The following is a 20,876-nucleotide window of genomic DNA, read 5'->3' as shown; positions in this document are numbered from 1 at the left end:
CGTAATAAAATAAATTGTCGTTTCGATGTTCAAAATTTTGTGAATTAGGAGATGCCAGCATGCTGATCTCGGTATTCCGATGGGGTTTGTCCTGTAAATTTTTTGAATACTTGGCTAAAATAGCGTTGATTTTCATAACCCACAAGCTCCGAAATCTCATTAATTTTATGATCGGACAAGTGCAATAACTCGCATGCTTTTTCCATCCGTTTACGCGTTACGTACTCAATGAAGTTTTCAGAGGTCACCGTTTTAAACTGCTTACTTAAATAACTCGGGTCGAGATGAAAACGTGTCGCGATGTCAATCAGACTGATATCTTCAAAATAGTGCGCATCCAAAAAGGCAGCAATCTCGTGAATCGAGTAAACGGATGGGGTCATTCCTTTGCTCGCATGATAGTCCTCAATCGCTGTAACGAACTGGGTTATGAATAGGCTGAACTGGTTGAAATCAACAATACCCGCAATCGAACGAGCATCAAAAAGCTGCGGATAGGACAAGGTCAATTCTTTCATCTCAGCGGCGGCCGCCTCCGTTAATTTTGTAAGCGCTCTCTGACCCTGACGAATGGACACGCCGCTCACAGTACCCGCTTTCTGCAGTAATTTGTGCAGCAGTTCGCGACTTTCCATAGCGTTGCCAGCGGCAAACGCTTGCTGCATCGTCTTCAGCTCAAATACGGTCAACAAATCTGGAGAGACAGGTACCACTACGCTTGATTGATCTGCGGGGCTCATTGTAATTGCAAAGCACGTCGCATGCAGCTTGTTGTTTTTCAACTGATCATAGGCAGTATCAAACGCGTCCGACAATCGCTCTAGTTTATGGAAAACATGACTTAACCCAGCCACGACATCTAGCCGCAGCATCTCGTTAATCGCGCTATGGAAGGTGGCAAGTAATTGCTTAATCTGCGACTCCTTGTAGACCGAATCGGGCACATACAGACAAAGCTTCATTCTATCGTCCGATTTGTAGAGGAGCGGAACAACATCCTGCCCAGATGAGTTCAGCACTTCGGTCAAAATATTTTCAATGCTATACATCAACAAGTCCGCATTCCCATGGAACTTCGTGGTCGATATATCATCAAATTTGCGAAACATACATACCGCCAACCGATAGTTCCCTTCAGCGCTTGAAATCGACAGCGCTTCCGCTTGCGCCTGAATATCGGCCACATTCGTGATACGACGGCTAGTTACATGCTGCAGGAATACTTCTCTGCGGACCTGCCACATGTCTTGCGCGAATTTCTTTTGCTGCTGAAGCGTCAGATGGTTGTGGCTGGCTTCAATGGCTTTCATTAACGCACTCCTTAAATCCGACAGGGATATCGGCTTTAGCACGTACTCGCAAGCCTGATACGTCACGGCCGCTTTCATATATTCAAATTGCGAGTAGCCGCTAATGACAATGACCTTAATCTCCGCATAGTTGGTATACAAGGCTTCAAGAAATTGCTGCCCATTCATAATCGGCATGTTCATGTCTGTCACAATGATGTGTGGCTTACTGATTCGCATAAGCTCCAGGGCTTCCTCCCCATGCCGCGCTTCCGCGATAACTTCTACGTTCAAAGCAAGTTCACTAATCATTTTACTCACTGATTTTCTTCCCAACGATTCATCATCCACGACCATGACTTTGTACAAAGCTGTCACCTCCATTAAGGTTGTAAGGTATTCGTATGCGGATGGTCGTTCCGAGTCCGATCTCGCTCTCGATGTCCAGGCCGAATGGCGGTCCGTAAACGAGTCTAATTCGTTCATGAACATTCTTGAGCCCGATCGATACCCCATAGAACACATCCGTCGACTTGTTCTCAAACGATGACCGCAGTGCCATCAATTTATCGTTCTCAATACCAGGTCCGTTATCTTGCACGGCCAACACAACAGCATCATCTTCTCGAAATACGCTAACCCCAATCCGAAGTGGGTGCTCCTCTTCCCGTTCGCTGAAGGCATGCACAATGACATTCTCAATAATGGGCTGCATGACGAATCGGATAATGGCACAGTCCATGAGATCCGAGGACACATCCAATTCAATCTGCAATGTTTCCTCAAAACGAAGCTGTTGGATGTACAAATAATTATTGACATGCACAAGCTCCTGACCGATCGTGGACGTTACATTCCCTTCATAGAAGCTGTAACGGAACATGTCACCTAATGCACGGCACATCTCGTGAATTTCATAATCCCCAATGAGTACAGCCTTCCCGCCGATCGCCTGCAGCGTATTATAAAGAAAATGCGGATTGATCTGCATTTGCAGGGCAAGAATTTGGGCTTCTTTATTGAGAAGCTGCATTTCATACTCGGATTCAATGAGCTCTCTGATTTTATCTGTCATGAAATTAAAATTTCCCGTCAGTTCCGAAATGTCATCCCGATAATTCGCATTTTGCTGCAGACTGACATGAAAATTACCTTTGCGGACAGCTTTCATTGCTTTTCCAAGAAGCTTAATCGGTCGGGTAATGTAGTGCTGTGCGAGAATCGAAAGTAAGGCAATACTTAGCATGACGAAAATGAAAGCGACTAGTGTCGTCAGCAAAATATTCCTGCGATTCTGCTCTAACTCCGGATTTGGATACACGATGGAAAGCGCCATATTCCCATAATTGAGACGCGAAGTGCCGACAAGTAAATCTTTCGTTTTCGAAAACTGGATAGCTTTCGGATCATTTTGCCCGCTGATTTCCGGCTTTGCGTACTTCGGTACAATATTAGCATATTGAGTATTCGTCTGATAAAAAGGCTCACCACTTGAATTCTGCAGCACGATGACATTCGGTGTGTGATTGTTCGCTTCAATCATCTTCGTTAATTCCTTGCCTTGGATGTAGAATACAAGCGATCCGAATTTCGTTCTATAAAACGGATCATAAATCGGAATCGAATACACAAAAAAATCTTGTTGCAGCACCGCATCTGTATAGGTGAACATTAGCGCTTGCTGAAATGGCAAATCGAGCATCTCCTTGTAATGAGGAATGCTCTGATCCACTTTGACCGACTCGTAGCTAGCCGCCCTGGACCACGAATCTTCCAGCTTATTATCTTTGCCGAAGATCATGATCTTAATAATGTCTTTGTTTTTGTTCTGAATCAGCAAATCATAATTCTTGATCGATTCCCTAAGTTGAATGATTTCAGCATCATTGTAATTAGCGCCATGCTCCATCAGAGTAAGGATGCGCTCAAAGCCATATATTTGCAGGGCTGACGAAGAAATATTGCTAAAATATTGATCCAAATACCCAGATAAATACTCGGCATTTTGGTTCGAACTGCGGAACATCGAGTTTTCCAAGGAACGCGTGCTCGACTTGTAAAAAATCATCGAAAGGACGAGCATAGGGATCAAGGAGATCAGAACACTGCTCCAGACAATCTTCGTGCGGATGCTCCTATTAATAAATAGCCACCTGATCATGCTATCCCAACTTCCCTGTTGTTCAAATTAAAATTGGATCGATTATATCACATTGTAACATCATTACCGCTTCTGACAATTCAACATTTTGTTTTCTTGATGTTCAATTTTTTGTTCGAGTCCTTTTCCGCTTATGTGTCCAGATAGAAAAAAGACAGTACCTTGGCGTAGGCACTGTCTCTTAGTCGATCGATCGCTTATCCGATCAATCTGATTAACCCTTTATAGGCTATTTCTTCGAATTTGCTTATAACCTTCTCTCGCTCCATCGCCCAAGCACAATCTTCAAGTGCACAGGCAACTGGCGCATCCAAGCGGATCGTAGCCAGATCAAGCGATAGATGAAGCATATCCAATTCAGCCTCGATTTTAGCTCGAACGCCCTTTGGAAGCGCGGCTAAGTTCTCAAGGATACCTGCGATGTTCTGATACTCATTCAGCAGTTTCGTAGCTGTCTTCTCGCCAATCCCTTTAACCCCAGGGTAATTATCCGCGGTGTCCCCCGTTAATCCCTTCAGATCAATGATTTGAGCTGGCGTCAGACTCTTCTCTTCCATCAGTGTATCCAACGTATACACCATGTAGTTCGACTGCCCTTTTTTCATAATGATGACTTCTGTATTCTCTTCCACAAGCTGGAGCATATCATGATCCCCGGTCAAAATCTGCACTTTCATGTGAGGGCTGTATGTACGAGCTAGCGTACCGATGCAATCATCGGCTTCATAACCTACTACCCCTACATTCGGAATGTTGAAGCTGGCTGTTACCTCTTTCACAAGGTCGAACTGTGGGATCAATTCTTCCGGAGCAGGACCGCGGTTCGCTTTGTAAGCTTCGAACTTCTCTGTACGGAAGGTTTTGCTGCCCATATCCCAACAGCATACGACGTGCGTAGGCTTGAAGGTGCCGATCGCATCGAGCAAATATTTCAAAAATCCGTATACACCGTTAATCGGCACACCATGATCCGTTCTCATGATATAACCACTCGATGAAGTTGCGTAGTAACCGCGAAATAATAAAGCCATGCCATCTACCAACAGCACAGATTCAGATGAATTTTGTGTCAACATAATCGCTCCCATTCCAGTAATTCCTATGAAAAAATGATTTCGTTACGCCTAGTATAGCATGGGAAAGCGGCTCTCGAAACGAAAAACCCGCCATCAGTAAAAGTTACCAATGCCGGGTTCGTGATCTTTATGCAGTTAGCGGCTCGTGTGCCATTTGATTTCTTGAATGAATTCCGTGAGAGATTCTTTCAATCTTGTGGAGATTTCGTCATCCAGGATCGCTTGCCCCTGATCGCCCCATGTCACTTGTTTATCTAACACATACACACCTTGCAGAATGTTCTGTGCACCAAGAACAGATAATACGGGCTTAAGTGCATAATCTATCGCAAGCAAGTGTGCAATCGTTCCACCAACAGCTAGAGGAAGAACGACTTTTCGCTCCAGTCCTTTTTGCGGCAGCAGATCTAGGAAGGCTTTTAATACACCGGTATAAGAGGCCTTATAGACAGGCGTAGCCACGAAAACAGCATCCGCCTCAGCGACAAGCTTGTTCGCATTCACGATCGCCTCGCTGTCGAACTTCGCATAGAGCAAGTCCTCCGCAGGGATATCACGTACTTTAATCCAGTTTACTTCCAAATCCGCTTGTTTAAGCTCATCCTTGGCGATTTCGATGATCCCGTGTAAGCGGGAAGTTGGTGTTGGACTGCCTGAAATGATAACGACTTTTGCCATTGCATTCACCCTCCAGTTTCATTTGTGAAAAGAAAAGACCCCCTGATCTTTGTCATGCAAAGTGGGAGTCTCCTGTTGTTTGGTCGACGGTTTAATTCATAGTAATTCACTTGGGATTATAGTATCATGACCAATTGGGCACGTCAATCCCTTTCTTTTAAAAGAAATTCCAACCCGGCATCCACCGTAAAAAGAACGAGTATTTGGCTGGAATGATCATTCCCGATAGGATCGGATAGAACAAGACGAATAGCACGAAGACGGCAACCAAATAGCCGTATACCCATCTTCTTTTGTGCACAGGCCCCTTCTCTAAGTAGTCCTTGATGTAATAAGTTAAGATCAGGACTAAGAACGGCACCATGGCAAAGTAGTGATAAATAAATGTCAGCCTTGGCACTAGAATCCAAGGTAAATACTGCGAGCAGTACGCAATCAGCAGCATGCGCAGCATTTTGTCCTTACGTGTTATTGCGGTATAGAAGGCCAACAACACAGCAATAAAGCCAGGCCACCATACGAGTGGGTTACCGAATGAAACAATGCTCGAGAGCATGCCCGTCGGCATCAGCTTTGCTTGGTAATACCAGATCGGACGAATCATCATCGGCCACTCCCACCAAGGTGAGGAGAACGGATGTGTCGCGACTAAATTTTTGTGATAATCATACATATGTTTTTGATAGGTGACGACGTCTTTCAGACCATGACCAGGACCTGGTACCATCATGAATGGGATATAAGATAGCGTATATACACCTGCTGGTATGATCACGAACGTTAAGACGCACCAGAGTAAGGTGAGCAAGGTATTTCGCACAAAAAGCTTCTGTACCCGTTGCAGTTGTGCAGTCTCAGCCACGGATAGACGTTCATTCTCCGCATTTTCCTCTACGCTATCTTCAACTACAGCTTCAGCTCCTGCTTCAGTCTCGAGCACTTCTTGCCGATCCTCACGAAGCAGTCGTCTTGCGAACTGGTACTCTCGGAATCGTTCCCATAAGGAAATTAACAAGAGTAAGGCTAAGCCTGCACCGCCATAAATGACGATCCATTTGGACGCGGCGCCGATCCCAAAGAATAATCCAGAAACACCTAATGGAATTAAGGTGGTCCACAACTTTTCTCGGAAGAAGCTCAGGGTCGTATACCGATACATGAAATAGAACATCAGCATGATAAAAAATACACCATACACATCAATCGTAGAAATGCGCGTTTGGGCAAAATGCATGAAGTCAAAGGTAAATAAGAAAGCCGCAATCAAAGCGTATTCTGATCGGCCAAACATGCGCTTGGCGAATACGTACATGATGGGAATCATGCCAACGCCGAACAACGTACCGATAATACGCCATCCAAATGGATTTAACCCGAATATGTATATGCCGAGTGAAATGAATATTTTGCCGAGTGGTGGATGCGTGCTTTCGTATGGCTCGATTTTGTGAAGATGCTCGTAAGCCGTTCTTGCATGATAAATTTCATCAAAGTACGTTCCGTTCATGTACGTTGGCGTATAGGGAACGACACTCGGTTCGTCAAATAAATTAGCGGTCTTCCCCTCATCCGCGGAGTTAACATCTTGTTCTTTTACGCCGATAATCGGTAAAGGTGTCGTGCCTCCATCCCCGAAAATCCCAATCTCATGGAGATGCAGCGCTGCCCCTTCTTGCGTGTCGATGACAATTTTCACATACCGTGCTTCCTTGTTGGCTTCAACGGTATTCCACGTGAACACCTTCGTGTGGTCGGATTTCACAGGCATGGCATCCTGCCATTGCTCGCCATCTTTGGAGAACCAATACGAATACGCTCCTTCACCAACACCAGCAAAGCTATTGATACGCGTAATCTGATGCGGGCCGCCGAGATCAGCAATGACGGTCTCCCCTGCATTCGTCGGCTTCCAGAATGTTGTAGGATCCTTATGTCCCCCCAGATGGAACAAGGCAATAATCGTATAGACCACCACGAGTGCGCCTAAATACAGGACATCCTTTTTGGAGAAAAAGCGCCCGCGGGGACTTCTTTCAACCCGATCCTCCGTTGGATGAAAGATAGCCTTCCAGAGCGCGGTCTCTCTGATATTCCTAGGGCTGCTCGTATCATTTGCCAATAGATTCTCTTCGATCTGATCCTTGTCCAGCGCTGTATATTGATCTGTCGGAGGTTTTGTCTCCTCCATATGTCCATCCTGATCTGATTTCACGAAAAGCCTCCATCCTAATGTACATGCATAAATAAACATCATAACATTGATCGCCGAAATGGTCAGCATCAACGGATCATACCTAGGTATGTGATAGTCCTGATGGAAGCTCCGCAGAAGCACATCGCCAATATTGATAAAGTGCGTAATACTAAAACCGATGAAAAGCCATAAGATCCGGCGATCCTTGATATAAATATAACTGACTAAAGCAAGCAAGAGTCCGTAGTGTAAGTAGCGCTCGTGCATTTTGGTCATACACATAAAGACCGCTGTAATAAATAAGAACGACGCATACAAAACCACGCCGCGCCGCTCCCTGCCAACCGTGTACAGAAAGCAAACATATATGATTGACAGGCCCATTAGCACAAGCCCTATCCATTGGTAAGACAGGTGCCAGAAACCGCTATTGATGTCTATGAAATTGCCGCCTAAGAGCGCTATCACATTGAAGGCATTGAGAGAACCATACGGATAGGAAGCTAACGTACCTGAATACAAGCTAATCATCCAACCATAGCCTCTGCCTACTGCAAAAGGAAGTGCAAGCACGGCCATTGTCGCCACGCCGGTCAGAACGCTCAAAAGCCATACCATCGGTTTACGCGTCCGTATGACGTCGATGAGCAGAAAAAGGCCAAAGAGCAGCGCCTGCGGCTTCAGCAAGAGCGCAAGTGCAATAAAGAAGGCGGCCTGCGGCAATTTTCCCTTCATTTGCATTAATAGTGTCGCAACAATAAACAACATGAAGAAGGAATCCACCTGTCCCCATACCGCAGAATTCGCCCAGATCGCCGGATTGAACGCAAAAAGGCCGGCAATCCATAACGCCTGCACCCAGGTCCGTGCCCCTTCACGTTTGCTGATCGCTAATCGGAACAGCAGATAGACGGTTCCCAGATCCGCAAGGATGGATGGGAGCTTAAGGATGAGCAAGGAGCTCCCGCTCTCCCAAGGAATAGACAGCTTATGATGCAATAAGCCCACCAGATATAGCACATACATGTAACCCGGGGGATAGTCGAGGAAATAATCCTTGGCATTCGTGTATAAGTCATTTAAACCGACCGTATAGGCACGATCCGCCCATGCCATGAACGTTCTTACATCCGTATCGTAGCCTACCCATATGGGCGCCAAAACAAGTCTAAGTATGAGAGCAATCAGAATCATGAATCCTAGTAGAAAGTAAGTATTGGGAGCTACTCCCTTTTGCTTAAACCAGCTTGCCATGAGACATCTCCTTAGCAGTGAACTATCCTTATTATACCTGTCCACACTCTTGCAGAAAAGGAAAAAAGCACCGACCCTAGGTCAGTGCTTTGGTTCAATCTTTTCGATGCGCTCACAAATGTCATGCAACCAGTCATAGTCCCCTGTTATGGAGGCACAAAGCGATAAATTTTCAAGTTTTAACCGGTTCCATACATAAGTAGCGTTAGCTTCCATGCACAGCATTAACTCTTCTTGTTCAACCTGAGTCAACTCTCGTGCTCTGCGTAGTGTCCATAACTCCGCCATACGTTGGTGAACCGCTAACATAGTTCTTATGCCCCCTGCTCCGTGAAGTCGCTTCCATATCTAGTATGGACAAAGTAAAGAAAGCCAAAACCTTTCTCTCACATGCAATAATGATCCGCAAGGAATGAAAAGAAAGCAAGCGAGCTCGACCACTCACTTGCTTTTCTAAGAGACGTATATTGAGATAATTAAGGGATGTGAATAACATCAATTCTATCTACTGGGTAGTAGAAAATCGTACCACCATTACTAACAATAACTACGTTGCCATGTTGGATACCAAGAAATTTTCCAGAATGGTTAGGAGTTGTCCCTGCGTGAATCGTAATAAAAGTACCAAGACCAACGTGTGCCAATGTTGCATATACGGAGCAATTCATTGTGATTTCCTCCCTTCAAGCTTTATACGATATTGTATTCTAGCTTTTACTTTTTGATATAGACGAATGAAGACTAGCATGCGTATATTTTAAGATTCGGGGACATGCCTGAAGGATATCAGGCTGAAATGCTAGACTTCTTCTCTATGTAAAGCTTGGACACCGATCTAGTCAAAACGAAAAAAACCTTCCTATCTCAATTGTCATTGAGGTAGAAAGGTTCTCGTTTCTTAGCATTAGGCTGTGGATTCTTCTTCCGAATCACTTGCTGCGTCTGTGCCTTCGAGGAAGAATTGTACGAGTTTCACGTGCTTTTTCAACGATTTCTCGTGAATGAGATTGATTTTTCCGTTATCTAATGAACCAAATACATAGATTAATTCTTCGTTGTCATGTGACCAATCGAAGCCATCTAGGAGTTGTAAGGACTGCGTCCACTCTTCGTTATACTCACCATTCGGGAACAAGAAGCGATTCGCATAGAGAGCAATACTCTCTTGAATAACGCGGTTCGCAGACGTATATTGCGCCAAACCTGGCTGCTCTGGCATCATAGGTAGAATCGTATTGAAGAATTGATGCAAGATTTCCACATAGGTGGAAGGATCATGACGAATCTTACGTTGAAGCTCATAGGAAGGCTGCATTCTGCCAGAGAATAGCATGGTCGCCGTCGCGTACAACCAGCTGAAGCAAGTAAAGTTACGGTTAAAGGAAGTCAGATTACTTCTTCTCTCCACACCTGCCGCTTTAAGATACACATTGTGATCCACAACCTGCTGGATAACGAGATTAAGTGGGTCAATGGAATCGAAAGAGTGGCCAAGCTCCTTACTCACTAGCTGCACTTTGGAGTTGATATCGCCGAACAGCTGTTGCTCTTCTTCTTCGGTTAAACCAATATAGATTTGCACAGCAAGCTGTGTTTCCATAAGGTCCAAACGTCTGCCTTCCAGCTGATTAATCGTGCCCTCAGTTTCTTCTACTTCTTGCTTGATTTCAGCATCATCTGCGAATTTCCGTTGCTTGATCTTAAGCAGAGCCAGCTTCTTTTCATAGCGTCTGACTTCCTTCTGCATCTGATCATTAACATAACCAAGCGCAAGAATTCGATGCTGACCATCAAGGATAGAAAGCTTCGAGCCATGTCTCAAAAGGAATTCCTTTGCCCCTTTGGACAACTGGTTCACTTCACGAAGCGATAAAGTAACAGGACCGAAGAAGACATGGTCCAATTCACGCTCTTGCAAATACGTCGAAATCTTCCGGCGCTGCATATTGCTCAGCTTCCGTTGAACCATCGGATCGATCATCGTATAGTTAAGCAGATCCTGAACGCGCAAAGCCACGGTAGCAAGACCGAACTTTTCGCAGAAAGGATGAATGGTCATTTTTAGGCGTAATCCTTCCATTAGCTCACATCCTCCTTATTCGCAAAGCTAGCCTTATAGTCTTCGGCATCACTGATTAGGAAGGCATTTTGCTCTTGGTAGAAGCTCTTAATGTGATTATAAGCCTTCATAATACGTGTGCGTCTTGGCAAACGATCTTTCTCTTCACCTGCATAGATACTATTCCAGTTCACGTGCGGCAATATTTTGAGGGCATGCTCAAGCGCATAGCGATTGAAGCTGCCTGTTTTCGTTGCTTCTTCGTGCATGAACAGCGCAAGCGCGATCTGAATATTCTCGGACCACACAATCTCACCCTTTGTTGGAGAAGGCAAGTGAGTTAATAGTCCGTTAAAATAACCACCTGCAAGCGAAACGAGTTCTTGCAGATCTTTGTCCGCGTATTGATAGTTGTTATTCCGAGCTGCTGATTTCATCCGGCCTTCGAACAAGCCAACCAGAATCTCAATCAACAAATGGTAGGAGAACAAGTACTCTGGCGATTTCCCGCGTTCAGAGAACATATCGACGGTCAACTTCTGCATCGCAGGCGCTTTGGCTGCAAGCTCAGTTGCAGCTACATGATAGAATCTGCGTTGATCGCGCAGCACGGCCAAGTTACCGCCAAGTTTACGAGGAAGCTTATTAATGTCAGAGAACAATTGACGTTCTTGACGTGCATTAATGTCTAAATAAGTCATGGTCGAGATCGGGAACGCATACAAACGACGCAGCTTCTCCGTAATCTCTTCCATTTTGTCGTATTCACGACGATCCTTCGCACGAGCCATTTGGCTTTGCAATGTTTCCATAATCCGTTGGAACGCAGCTAAACGATGCTGACCGTCTACGACATACAATTTCTCAATCGGTTGAAGACGAAGTGCACCATGCTCCTCATCGTAATACCCTGCACCTCTCGCCGAAAAAATAATCCCTGGGAAATAAATCGGTTGGCGATCCTCTAAATATAAATTGACGTAGTCAATCAGCTTTGAGAGATTACGTGGGATGATCGCACGCTGTACTTCTAAATCTACCTCAAAGATAGAAAATAGTTTACTTATTGGTAATGTAGCAGCAATTGTTGCTTGCCCAAACGTCTGTCCTAGAATTCCGGGAATTTCTACGAACGACGATGGCTTCTGATCAGCTAATAGTTCCGATAGTGAGGAAATGGCATCCATATGCTTACCCCTTTCAACGTATAAATTTTCAAAATCACCTTACAACAACATATGTCTCTCATTCTCCTATTTTTACCAAAATCTCTAACTTTCATTCTAAGGTTCGAAGCCAATCTCCTATACGCCCTGCTGCCTCAAGTAATCGAGCTTCATTTTGCACTAAAGCAATACGGACAAAACCTTCTCCTTCCGCGCCAAATGCATCGCCAGGAATAACTACCACACCTGTCTGAAATAACATTTCCCGGGAAATTTGTCGAGACGTCCAACCTTTTGGTATCGGAGCCCAAATAAACATCGTTGCTTTCGGTGGCGGAATGATCCAACCCGCATCGTTTAATGCCGAAATAAACACATTTCGTCTTTTCTCATAAACACTTGAGACAGAATGATCGTTTTCCATGTCCTCCTCTAATGCTGCAATACCTGCTGCTTGAATAGCTCCGAACACACCATAATCAATATTCGACTTCAGCGTTTTCAGTGCTTTGACCGCATCCGCATGACCCGTGAGGAACGCGATGCGACAGCCAGCCATATTGAAGCTTTTGGACAAAGAATGGAATTCAATGGCAACCTCCTTAGCGCCTTCGATCTCCAAAATGCTCATCGGCTTATAGCCGTCAAAAGCCATTTCAGAATAGGCTAGATCGTGTACTACAAGCAAATCATGCTTCTTCGCATAGCCGATTAAATGCTCAAAGAATGCACGATCTGCAACAGCAGATAACGGATTGCTGGGATAGTTTAACAAGATGAATTTTGCTTTCGCAGCCACGTCATCTGGGATGTCCTCTAGTTGGGGTAAAAAATCATGTACGGCGCGCAGCGGTAATAAATAAGGCTCTACTCCCGCCAGCACGAGACTTGCCGAATATATAGGATAACCTGGATCAGGGACAATGGCGATATCTCCTGGATCACAGAGTGAAAGCGCTAAGTGAGCGAGCCCGTCTTGTGAGCCCATTAAAGTTAAGATTTCAGTCTCAGCATCAAGGTCAACGCCGAAACGATACTGATACCATTTGGCGACAGCTTCTCGAAAGGCTAGGCTGCCTTCAGAGGACGGATATCCATAATGTGCCGGTGTCCGAACAGCGTTAGCCATCGCATCCAGAATTCGCGAGGAAGGCGGGAGATCAGGGCTTCCTATACCTAAATCTATGACGTCCACCCCTTGGTTCATAACCTCTCTCTTCCATTCTGCTACTTCTGAAAATATAGCCGAGCCGAGTTGTTGCAATCGTTGCGATCCTTTAAATGTCATGGGTTACTTCCTCATTAATATGTTAGTCATGCTAGGATTCCGACTTGATGAACAAGTCTGATCATATAAAGTAAAAACAAGATTAAGACCAAATAGGCGATACCAAACTTCCAGCGTGTTCGTGCCGGCACATCATAATAGCTTTCCTGTATCCCGAGCGGGGTATATTCGACTTGAACTTGAAGCCCTAGGTAGAAGCCGTCTTCTTTATTCAGTTGTTCAACCTTGACTAATTGAACACGTCGGATAAGCGACTGCACAGGCATATAGGCATGCCCCTCAAAACCAATACCTTGCCATTCCATCGTCAATGTTTGCCGGCCCGCTCCAGGACCTTGTAGATCTGAATAGGTCTTGAATGCCAAGTCACGTGTGTGATTCTCGCCTGGGATCATGTACCCTTGCTGCAACAAATGATTGGCGGCAAATTCAAAGCGAGTAGCCACAGTTACACGTTCTTCCTTGTTCCGGTATCTGACAAACTTTTTGTAGAGATCCCAAGCAAACATAGCCCAAATGACAAAAAAGATCAGCTTATTAACATAGTTATGAATATAGATAATGAAGACGAGTCCACCAATCAAACCAAGTGCCCACAACCAGCGAGTCACCGCTGTCGAGATTCGACCGCCATCTAACGGATGAATCGGCAATAAATTAATTAGATTGAGGTAAAATGCCGCATAAGCGACAGATACGATCACACCCGAATCCAAATATACACCTAAGCCAAAAGCGGCAACCCCGCCGACGGTGCCAAGGATCGGACCGCCAATACCGATGAAGGCTTCTGTGGCGGCATCACTCGGATTTTTTTTCATAGTTATCAATGCACCAAGAAAAGGGATAAAGACAGGCGCTGAAACTGGTAGCCCTTTCATCTTCGCCGCCAACACATGACCAAGTTCGTGAATAAGTATCATCACAACAAGCCCAATTGCAAATGGCAGCGGAGCTAGGTACGCATAAGCCCAGATCGTAATAAACATAGAAATAATGGCGCCGCCAACCTTACCAAACTTCAAAGCAGCAAGGAGCAGCTTCCCTTGGGATAGAAGGACGGCGAAAAATCCACCAATGGCGAGGGGTGATTTTTTGCGTGCTGGTTTCTTCTCGTTGTCTGCCATGTTTACATTACCCCTTTGCCCATACGTCCTCAAACACATCTTCCTTGAAACCAACCGTTACTTGATGACCATCCGTTACGATAGGGCGCTTAATTAATCTGCCATTAGAAGCTAATAGTTCAAGCATCTGCTCTTGCGACATGCCTGGCAGCTTGTCTTTCAAGTTCATCTCTTTATATACTTCACCAGATGTATTGAAAAACTTCTTGATCTCAAGACCGCTAAGCTTTAGCAATTCCGCTAGTTCTGTCGCCGTAGGCGGCGTTTCGAATAAGGGAACGTTGTCTTTAATCTCAATCTCATGCGCCTTCAGCCATTTTATTGTACTACGGCATGTCCCGCATTTATCGTAACCATACACTGTAACACCCACGTTGTAATAACTCCTTTATGCCGTATGATAATCTAAATAGAACTACTTAAAATTTTGGGCTAATTGACAAGGAAAGTCAAGTAATTGTAAATAAAAACCATCCGTAAATTGGCATGGTTTTTATGAATTTACCTGCTCAACGTCAACCATTGCTCCAATTCGGATAAATCAGCAGGTAAAGGGGCATGAAATTCCGTCCATTCCCTCGTACCTGGATGTACAAAAGCCAATTTAAACGCATGCAGTGCTTGCCGATCCAAACGTCCACTGACTTCAAGATCAGCAGCAAGCTCCTCATACTGGGGCAACGTGTACATCTTGTCACCAAGCAGTGGATGCCCTAAGTGCCGCATATGCACGCGAATTTGATGTGTCCGGCCGGTTTCAAGCCAAATGCGAACGAGTGTCGCCTTTGCGAAATGTTTGACGACCTCATAATGAGTCACAGCCGCATAGCCATCCTCTCGAACAATCCGAACATGAGGCTGATCCGGGTCACGATCAATGGGCTCATTGATCGTCCCATTCGGTGAAGTGAGCGTACCCCATACGAACGCAAGATACTCTTTTTTCACCTGATGCTGAATCATCTGTTCGGAAATTTGTTGATGCACATAAGGTGTCTTCGCAATGGCCAGAACGCCCGAAGTTTCTTGGTCCAGGCGATGTACCGGACGGAAACGGCACGTGATTCCCGCTTGCTGCCAATGATACACTACGCCATTCGCGATCGTATTCGTGTAATGACCATGCGTCGGATGAACGATAATCCCCGCATCTTTGGCAAGAATAAGCAGATGCTCATCTTCGTGGAGAATGTGCAGGGGGAGATCCTGAGGCAGGATATCCTCCGATTGCTCCTCTTCCATGCGAATTTCCACACGGTCGCCTGCTTTGACTTTGATATTGATATACTGGCGTTCCCCATTTACCGTAATCCCACGCTCTGTCAGCTTAATACGGGATAACAATTTACGGGAGACCATCAATCTTTTTTGCAGCACCGTTTTGAGAATGAAGCCTTCTTCCTCTTCCGGCACAACGTATACTAAGGGTTCATAGTAGCTCATGATTTACGTTTAAACACCTCAGCACTACGGATATATTCCACATCAGCAATTCCCTCACGGAAATTCGCAGTGCGGGCGATCGTAAAGAAAAAGTCCGACAATCGGTTCAAATAGCGGCGTACCTCCGGATTAATCTCCTGCGTGCGTGCGAGTGTAACCACTAGGCGCTCGGCTCTCCGGCACACGGTACGGCATACATGCAAAGTCGAGGATACCGTCCCCCCACCTGGCAAAATAAAGCGTGTAATATCCGGTGTCTCAGCATCGTATTTATCAATCCACACCTCAAGTGCATCTACCATATCTGCTGTTACTTTATAAGGACGGAGATCCTGCTTCAGAAGCGCCAAATCTGATCCGCAATCAAACAGCTCATGCTGCACCTGCAGCAAATCTGGCAATAAATCCGGGTATTTCTGTGAATCCATGAAGCTCATCGCTTGACCAAGGAAGCTGTTCAGTTCATCTGTTGTGCCATAAGCTTCAACCCGATCATCATCTTTATCCACACGACCGCCAATCACACCGGTTTGCCCAGCATCTCCTGTGCGCGTATATATTTTCATCTCAGATACCCTCCATTTTCGTAGGCTTAGATACTCCCATCATCTCATAGATGCGCGACATATCCAAGTAATGCCTCACATGTTCAGCCAATCGATCAAATGCCGCCTCACGCCGTTCTTTATATCGCAGTCCCTCTGAGATCGGGGATAATCCTTTGTTCGCGCGAATGCGATTTAACCATGCTCTACGAAAATCATCATTATGCAGAATACCATGAATGTAGGTGCCCCATACACGTCCGTCTGAGGAGGCAGCGCCGTCATCATGCAATTGCTGTGATCCTAAAGGATGATGGGAATTCGTACCACTTTGTGCCGTAATCCGAAATGGAGCCATACTATCTTGCTTATAATGGGTACGCCCCATATGAATTTCATAACCATCGATAGCAATTTCCAAACGTTCCCCAGCGAAAAGGGTACTGACACCCTGCACCCGAACCGTTCGTTTATCTGACGTAAACATAGTTTCCGTAGGCAGCAACCCCAAGCCCTCGAGCGCTTCATGCTCCGATTCGTACCGGCCAGGATCTGAAAGCGTGACCCCAAGCATCTGGTATCCCGCACAAATACCTACAACATGACCACCTTCCTCCTGCACAAAAGAGGTCACTCGCGCCGCCAAGCCCGATTCCTTGAGGTAATGTAGGTCTTCCATCGTATTCTTGCTGCCAGGCAACAGAATCACATCTGGCTCTCCCCAATCCGCAAGATGGTCGATGTAGCGAAAATGTACATCTGATTCCTCTTGCAGCGGATCAAAGTCAGTAAAGTTCGAAAGACGAGGCAAGCGAATCACAGCGATATCCAGTTGATCAGGACGTTTCATGAGGTCATCTGTAAACCTATTACGCTGTGCCCTTTTGGAATCCAAAGACGCTGAATCCTCATCTTCAATGCCAAGCTGCTGTAGATAAGGGATAACACCAAGAACCGGCTTACCAGTCCGCTCCTCCAGCCAATCCAAGCCGGGTTTCAACAAACTGACATCGCCACGAAATTTATTAATAATAAATCCTTTCACACGATCTCTTTCCTCGGGAGTCAGGATCTCGAGCGTCCCTACAATCGAAGCAAAAACCCCGCCACGATCAATATCGGCAACGAGCAGAACCGGCGAATCTGCCCAACCGGCCAGCCTCATGTTCACAATGTCGCGATCTTTCAAATTCACCTCGGCTGGGCTCCCAGCACCTTCCAAGACAACCAAGTCGTATTGGCTCCGCAGTCGCGCTAAGGCATCTTTCACGATGACTTCTGCTTTGGGCAAATACGATTCACGATACGTTCTTGCATCCAGATCAGCATACGGCTTTCCATGCACAACCACTTGTGCCACCATATCTTGCTTAGGCTTCAGCAGAATCGGATTCATATCGGTCGTAGCCGCAATCCGGCAAGCATCCGCCTGCACACCTTGAGCCCTGCCAATCTCTTTACCATCGAAGGTGATATAAGAGTTAAGAGACATGTTTTGTGATTTAAAAGGGGCCGTCTGCCAGCCATCTTGCGTGAAAATACGGCAAAGTGCTGCCGTAAGAATACTTTTGCCAACGTCGGATGCCGTGCCTTGAATCATCAATACCGAAGCTTGCTCCGCACGGTTACTCATTGAGAACCCCCTCCTCTCCAATCGGATATACATCGCGCATGAAGTTGCTTAAGACTTGAATCAGCCGTTCGTTATCCTCACGGAGACGGATCGCTACACGACAATACCGTTCATTCAATCCTTCAAAAAGCGAGGCATCGCGAATGAGAATCCCTTGATGTCCCATATATTGCTGCGCTTGTTTGACAGTCTTTCCACTCGATTCTGGAAACGCAAACAGCAGAAAATTCACATCACTCGGCACCACATCCAACCCTAACCGGCTAAGCTCCGCCATCAACCACGGTTTCTCTATCTGAAGCCACTCTCTCGTGGACTGCTCAAAAGACTCATCTTCCAGTACCGCAGCCCCAATACGTTGTGCGAGATAATTCACACTCCATTGCACCTGTTGATAGCGCAGCTGCGCGATAAGATCAGGATGAGCTACTACAAAGCCTAGGCGAATGCCGGGAATCGAATAGAATTTAGTCATGGAACGGATGACGATCAGATCTTGGCACGTGGAGGCAAGCTTGAGCAGCGAGTGCTCCTTTTCTTGTTGAACAAAATCCATAAACGCCTCATCCAGCACAAGCTTGCGTCCACTCCCTAGTAGATGCGAGACGATCGACGAAGAAAGAATTCTCCCAGTCGGATTGTTGGGATGACCGAGGAAAAGTATATCTAGCGCAGTAAGCGAGGCTTCCACGTCTTGCCACTGAAGCTCGAATTGGTGCTGAGGGAACAAAGGAAGGCTAATGAGCCCGCCCTCTACTTTGTGAACCGCCTCCTCATACTCGCTAAAAGATGGCCTAGCAAGCCCTGTAGTCGTCGGCTTTAACACGCGAATAATCAGATCAATGAGCTCTGCAGCCCCGTTTCCAACCAAAATACTTTCGGGATCGATCTCGTATTTCTGGGACAGCTTCTGCCTCAGTTCACGAACAGCAGGATCTGGATATTTGACAATATCACGCCAGCTCTCTATCAAAATCTGCTTGACTACCTCGGGCGGCCCAAGAGGATTCATATTCGAACTGTAGTCCAGAAATTGCTCCTTCGGCCGTCCAAAGGCTTCCGCTGCCGTCCATAAATCACCGCCATGGCCGTATCGCTCCAACATCATAGTCACTCCTTTCACTCTTAAAGTTTATAGCACATTCATTTGAATAAGGATGATCGCAATGAGAAGCACGCTCTCTAGCAGCTCGTTCAATGCTCCGTATGTGTCGCCCGTTAGGCCGCCTAATTTGCTGCTGATATACGACGCCATACTAGCACCGGCAAGAATCGTGATGGCTGCAAAGCCTAATATCAGGCTCCAATTTGGCAAAAAGGTTGTGTTGCTCGTGTATATGAAAAGCGTAGTTGTAAGCAGGGCTACTAACAGAGAAATAACGACATGCCCCGTTTGAACGCCACGAAATAAACTGCCTAACCCTGAATTCGGCCTCGCATACGGCCAATGTTTGATCGCCGCCACCATAAACCAGCGGCTCCATATCGGAATGACCGCCAGTAAGAGTAATAGACTACTCCCCTCGCCATTTTGTTGCCTATCAAGCAATGTGTAGAGCAAGGAAAATTTTAGAAATAGATGAAGGACACACACAATAACCCCCATAGCACCAACGCGGCTATCCTTCATGATCTCTAGCATTTGCTCACGCGACCTGTGACTGAGGATACCGTCAGCCGTATCCATGAGACCATCCAAATGGAGACCGCCTGTAAGGACGACCCAAATCGCTAGCACCAAGATCGCTGCTGGCATTGGCGGAAGAATATAGCTGAGTCCCTCAGCTGACAACAGGAGAAGCAGTCCGATGACGAAACCAACGAATGGGTAAAATACGGCGCTTCGCTGGAATACGCGCTCCGTATAATCGATCTGCACGGGGATGGGCAAACGGGTCAAAAACTGAAAAGCTGCTATGCAGGCACGCAGCCAGTCTACCAAAGCACGAGTATGACGCACAGGAGTCCTCCCATCACTACAAAACTAACGCCGTAGAGCATTCTCACGGCGTAGACAATATCCTGCTGCGTACGCGGACGCAGCGGCCAGCCCAGGCGAGCGCGCTCACTCGCAGCGCCGCCATAGACGTTCAGCCCGCCGAGTTCGATCCCGAGTGCCCCGGCTACCGCCGACTCTGGGATCCCGCTGTTCGGGCTGGGGTGTAAATGCGCGAAGCGGCGTATCGCCGCCGCGGCGCGCCGCGCAGAGAGGCCCCGCGACAGCAGGGCCACGAGAACGAGCAGGATCCCGGTCAGCCGCGCCGGGATCCAGTTCATCGCGTCGTCCCAGCGGGCCGACGCCCAGCCGAAATGACGGTATCTGTCATTTCGGTAGCCGACCATCGAATCCAGCGTATTCGATGCACGGTAGAACATCGCTAGCGGCGCACCACCAAGCAGCGCATAGCACAAGGGCGCGATAACCGCGTCCACGATGTTCTCCGCGACCGTCTCCACGACGGCTCGCGTGAGCTCCTCCTCGTGGAGCACCTCTGTATCCCGGCCAACGATGTAGCCGGTGTACTTGCGAGCGTCCGCGAGATGGCCTGACCGCAGCGGATTGTAGACGAGGTAGGCTGCGTCTTTCAATCCCTTGATCGCGACAGTTGTCGAAATGAGCCACGTTGAAACCGCGTAACCGAACCAGCGATGGACGCCATCAGCGAAATGGACAAGCAACAACACGCTGCCGAAACTCAATACAACTGTTGATACAGTGAGGAGAAGACCTTTCAGTCGCAGTAATCCTGAGCTCTCCTCACCGCTGCCGTCTTTCGTTATGGCGTCACGCGGATGAAGCTTGTCCTCCACGAAGCGAATCCATCGGCCAATTACAATAACAGGATGAGTTGGCCACTTCGGGTCACCAATCATCCAGTCCAAGGCTATGGCGGCCGCCGTCATCCAGACGATTTCCTGCCAACTATATATCCACATAAGGGTTCACCGTTCCATACTTGCTC

General features: G+C 46.7%; 18 protein-coding genes. All 18 read right to left on the bottom strand.

Features of this window, described 5'->3' with window-relative positions; all coding sequences use genetic code 11:
* Window positions 1-44: 44 nt before the first annotated feature.
* The 18 genes from A8709_RS32270 to cbiB all read right to left on the bottom strand — a co-directional run bounded on the left by A8709_RS32270 (window position 45) and on the right by cbiB (window position 20,850).
* Window positions 45-1,658 carry a response regulator transcription factor gene (locus tag A8709_RS32270; protein ID WP_065859049.1) on the bottom strand — a complete coding sequence of 538 codons (1,614 nt, stop codon included), beginning with the start codon at window positions 1,656-1,658 and terminating at the stop codon, window positions 45-47.
* On the bottom strand, window positions 1,633-3,450 hold the full coding sequence (locus tag A8709_RS32265; protein ID WP_065859047.1) for a sensor histidine kinase: 1,818 nt from the start codon (window positions 3,448-3,450) through the stop codon (window positions 1,633-1,635). The genes A8709_RS32270 and A8709_RS32265 overlap by 26 nt, the downstream gene beginning before the upstream one ends.
* 197 nt (window positions 3,451-3,647) lie before the next feature.
* A complete protein-coding gene (locus A8709_RS32260) occupies window positions 3,648-4,523 on the bottom strand; it encodes a 5'-3' exonuclease (RefSeq protein WP_425262367.1) in 876 nt (291 codons plus the stop codon).
* A 138-nt stretch (window positions 4,524-4,661) separates the two neighbouring features.
* Window positions 4,662-5,204, bottom strand: coding sequence for an NADPH-dependent FMN reductase (ssuE, locus tag A8709_RS32255; protein ID WP_065859046.1), 543 nt, complete (start codon window positions 5,202-5,204; stop codon window positions 4,662-4,664).
* 157 nt (window positions 5,205-5,361) lie between these two features.
* Window positions 5,362-8,652: a glycosyltransferase family 39 protein gene (locus A8709_RS32250; RefSeq protein WP_065859044.1), complete on the bottom strand. Its 3,291-nt coding sequence runs from the start codon at window positions 8,650-8,652 to the stop codon at window positions 5,362-5,364.
* Window positions 8,653-8,733: 81 nt separating this feature from the next.
* The gene (locus A8709_RS32245; RefSeq protein WP_065859042.1) at window positions 8,734-8,961 is read right to left on the bottom strand and encodes a DUF7667 family protein; all 228 of its coding nucleotides are present in this window, start codon (window positions 8,959-8,961) and stop codon (window positions 8,734-8,736) included.
* A gap of 167 nt (window positions 8,962-9,128) precedes the next feature.
* Window positions 9,129-9,320 carry a hypothetical protein gene (locus A8709_RS32240; RefSeq protein WP_065859040.1) on the bottom strand — a complete coding sequence of 64 codons (192 nt, stop codon included), beginning with the start codon at window positions 9,318-9,320 and terminating at the stop codon, window positions 9,129-9,131.
* A 236-nt stretch (window positions 9,321-9,556) separates the two neighbouring features.
* Window positions 9,557-10,732 carry a DNA sulfur modification protein DndB gene (locus tag A8709_RS32235; protein WP_065859038.1) on the bottom strand — a complete coding sequence of 392 codons (1,176 nt, stop codon included), beginning with the start codon at window positions 10,730-10,732 and terminating at the stop codon, window positions 9,557-9,559.
* Complete coding sequence (locus A8709_RS32230; protein WP_065859036.1) at window positions 10,732-11,898, bottom strand: DNA sulfur modification protein DndB; 1,167 nt, start codon at window positions 11,896-11,898, stop codon at window positions 10,732-10,734. The genes A8709_RS32235 and A8709_RS32230 overlap by 1 nt, the downstream gene beginning before the upstream one ends.
* A 91-nt stretch (window positions 11,899-11,989) precedes the next feature.
* Window positions 11,990-13,165 carry an aminotransferase class I/II-fold pyridoxal phosphate-dependent enzyme gene (locus tag A8709_RS32225; protein WP_065859034.1) on the bottom strand — a complete coding sequence of 392 codons (1,176 nt, stop codon included), beginning with the start codon at window positions 13,163-13,165 and terminating at the stop codon, window positions 11,990-11,992.
* Window positions 13,166-13,191: 26 nt separating this feature from the next.
* Entirely contained in the window at window positions 13,192-14,292 is a 1,101-nt protein-coding gene (locus A8709_RS32220; RefSeq protein ID WP_065859032.1) for a site-2 protease family protein, read from the bottom strand.
* A 7-nt stretch (window positions 14,293-14,299) separates the two neighbouring features.
* Window positions 14,300-14,665, bottom strand: a complete 366-nt coding sequence (locus A8709_RS32215; protein WP_065859030.1) for an arsenate reductase family protein — start codon at window positions 14,663-14,665, stop codon at window positions 14,300-14,302.
* Between the two features lie 128 nt (window positions 14,666-14,793).
* Entirely contained in the window at window positions 14,794-15,735 is a 942-nt protein-coding gene (locus A8709_RS32210) for an RluA family pseudouridine synthase (RefSeq protein ID WP_065859029.1), read from the bottom strand.
* The gene (locus A8709_RS32205; protein ID WP_065859027.1) at window positions 15,732-16,301 is read right to left on the bottom strand and encodes a cob(I)yrinic acid a,c-diamide adenosyltransferase; all 570 of its coding nucleotides are present in this window, start codon (window positions 16,299-16,301) and stop codon (window positions 15,732-15,734) included. The genes A8709_RS32210 and A8709_RS32205 overlap by 4 nt, the downstream gene beginning before the upstream one ends.
* Window position 16,302: 1 nt before the next feature.
* Complete coding sequence (locus tag A8709_RS32200; protein WP_065859025.1) at window positions 16,303-17,913, bottom strand: cobyric acid synthase; 1,611 nt, start codon at window positions 17,911-17,913, stop codon at window positions 16,303-16,305.
* Complete coding sequence (gene cobD, locus A8709_RS32195) at window positions 17,906-19,018, bottom strand: threonine-phosphate decarboxylase CobD (RefSeq protein WP_065859023.1); 1,113 nt, start codon at window positions 19,016-19,018, stop codon at window positions 17,906-17,908. The genes A8709_RS32200 and cobD overlap by 8 nt, the downstream gene beginning before the upstream one ends.
* Window positions 19,019-19,045: 27 nt before the next feature.
* Window positions 19,046-19,873, bottom strand: coding sequence for an adenosylcobinamide-GDP ribazoletransferase (gene cobS, locus A8709_RS32190; RefSeq protein ID WP_065859021.1), 828 nt, complete (start codon window positions 19,871-19,873; stop codon window positions 19,046-19,048).
* The gene (cbiB, locus tag A8709_RS32185; RefSeq protein ID WP_065859019.1) at window positions 19,849-20,850 is read right to left on the bottom strand and encodes an adenosylcobinamide-phosphate synthase CbiB; all 1,002 of its coding nucleotides are present in this window, start codon (window positions 20,848-20,850) and stop codon (window positions 19,849-19,851) included. The genes cobS and cbiB overlap by 25 nt, the downstream gene beginning before the upstream one ends.
* Window positions 20,851-20,876: the final 26 nt, after the last annotated feature.

Origin of the sequence: Paenibacillus pectinilyticus, assembly GCF_001700435.1 — a bacterium.
Taxonomy (GTDB): Bacteria; Bacillota; Bacilli; order Paenibacillales; family NBRC-103111; genus Paenibacillus_E; species Paenibacillus_E pectinilyticus.
The sequence above is the reverse complement of the archived record's forward strand: the minus strand, read 5'-3'. Positions and strand labels throughout refer to the sequence as shown.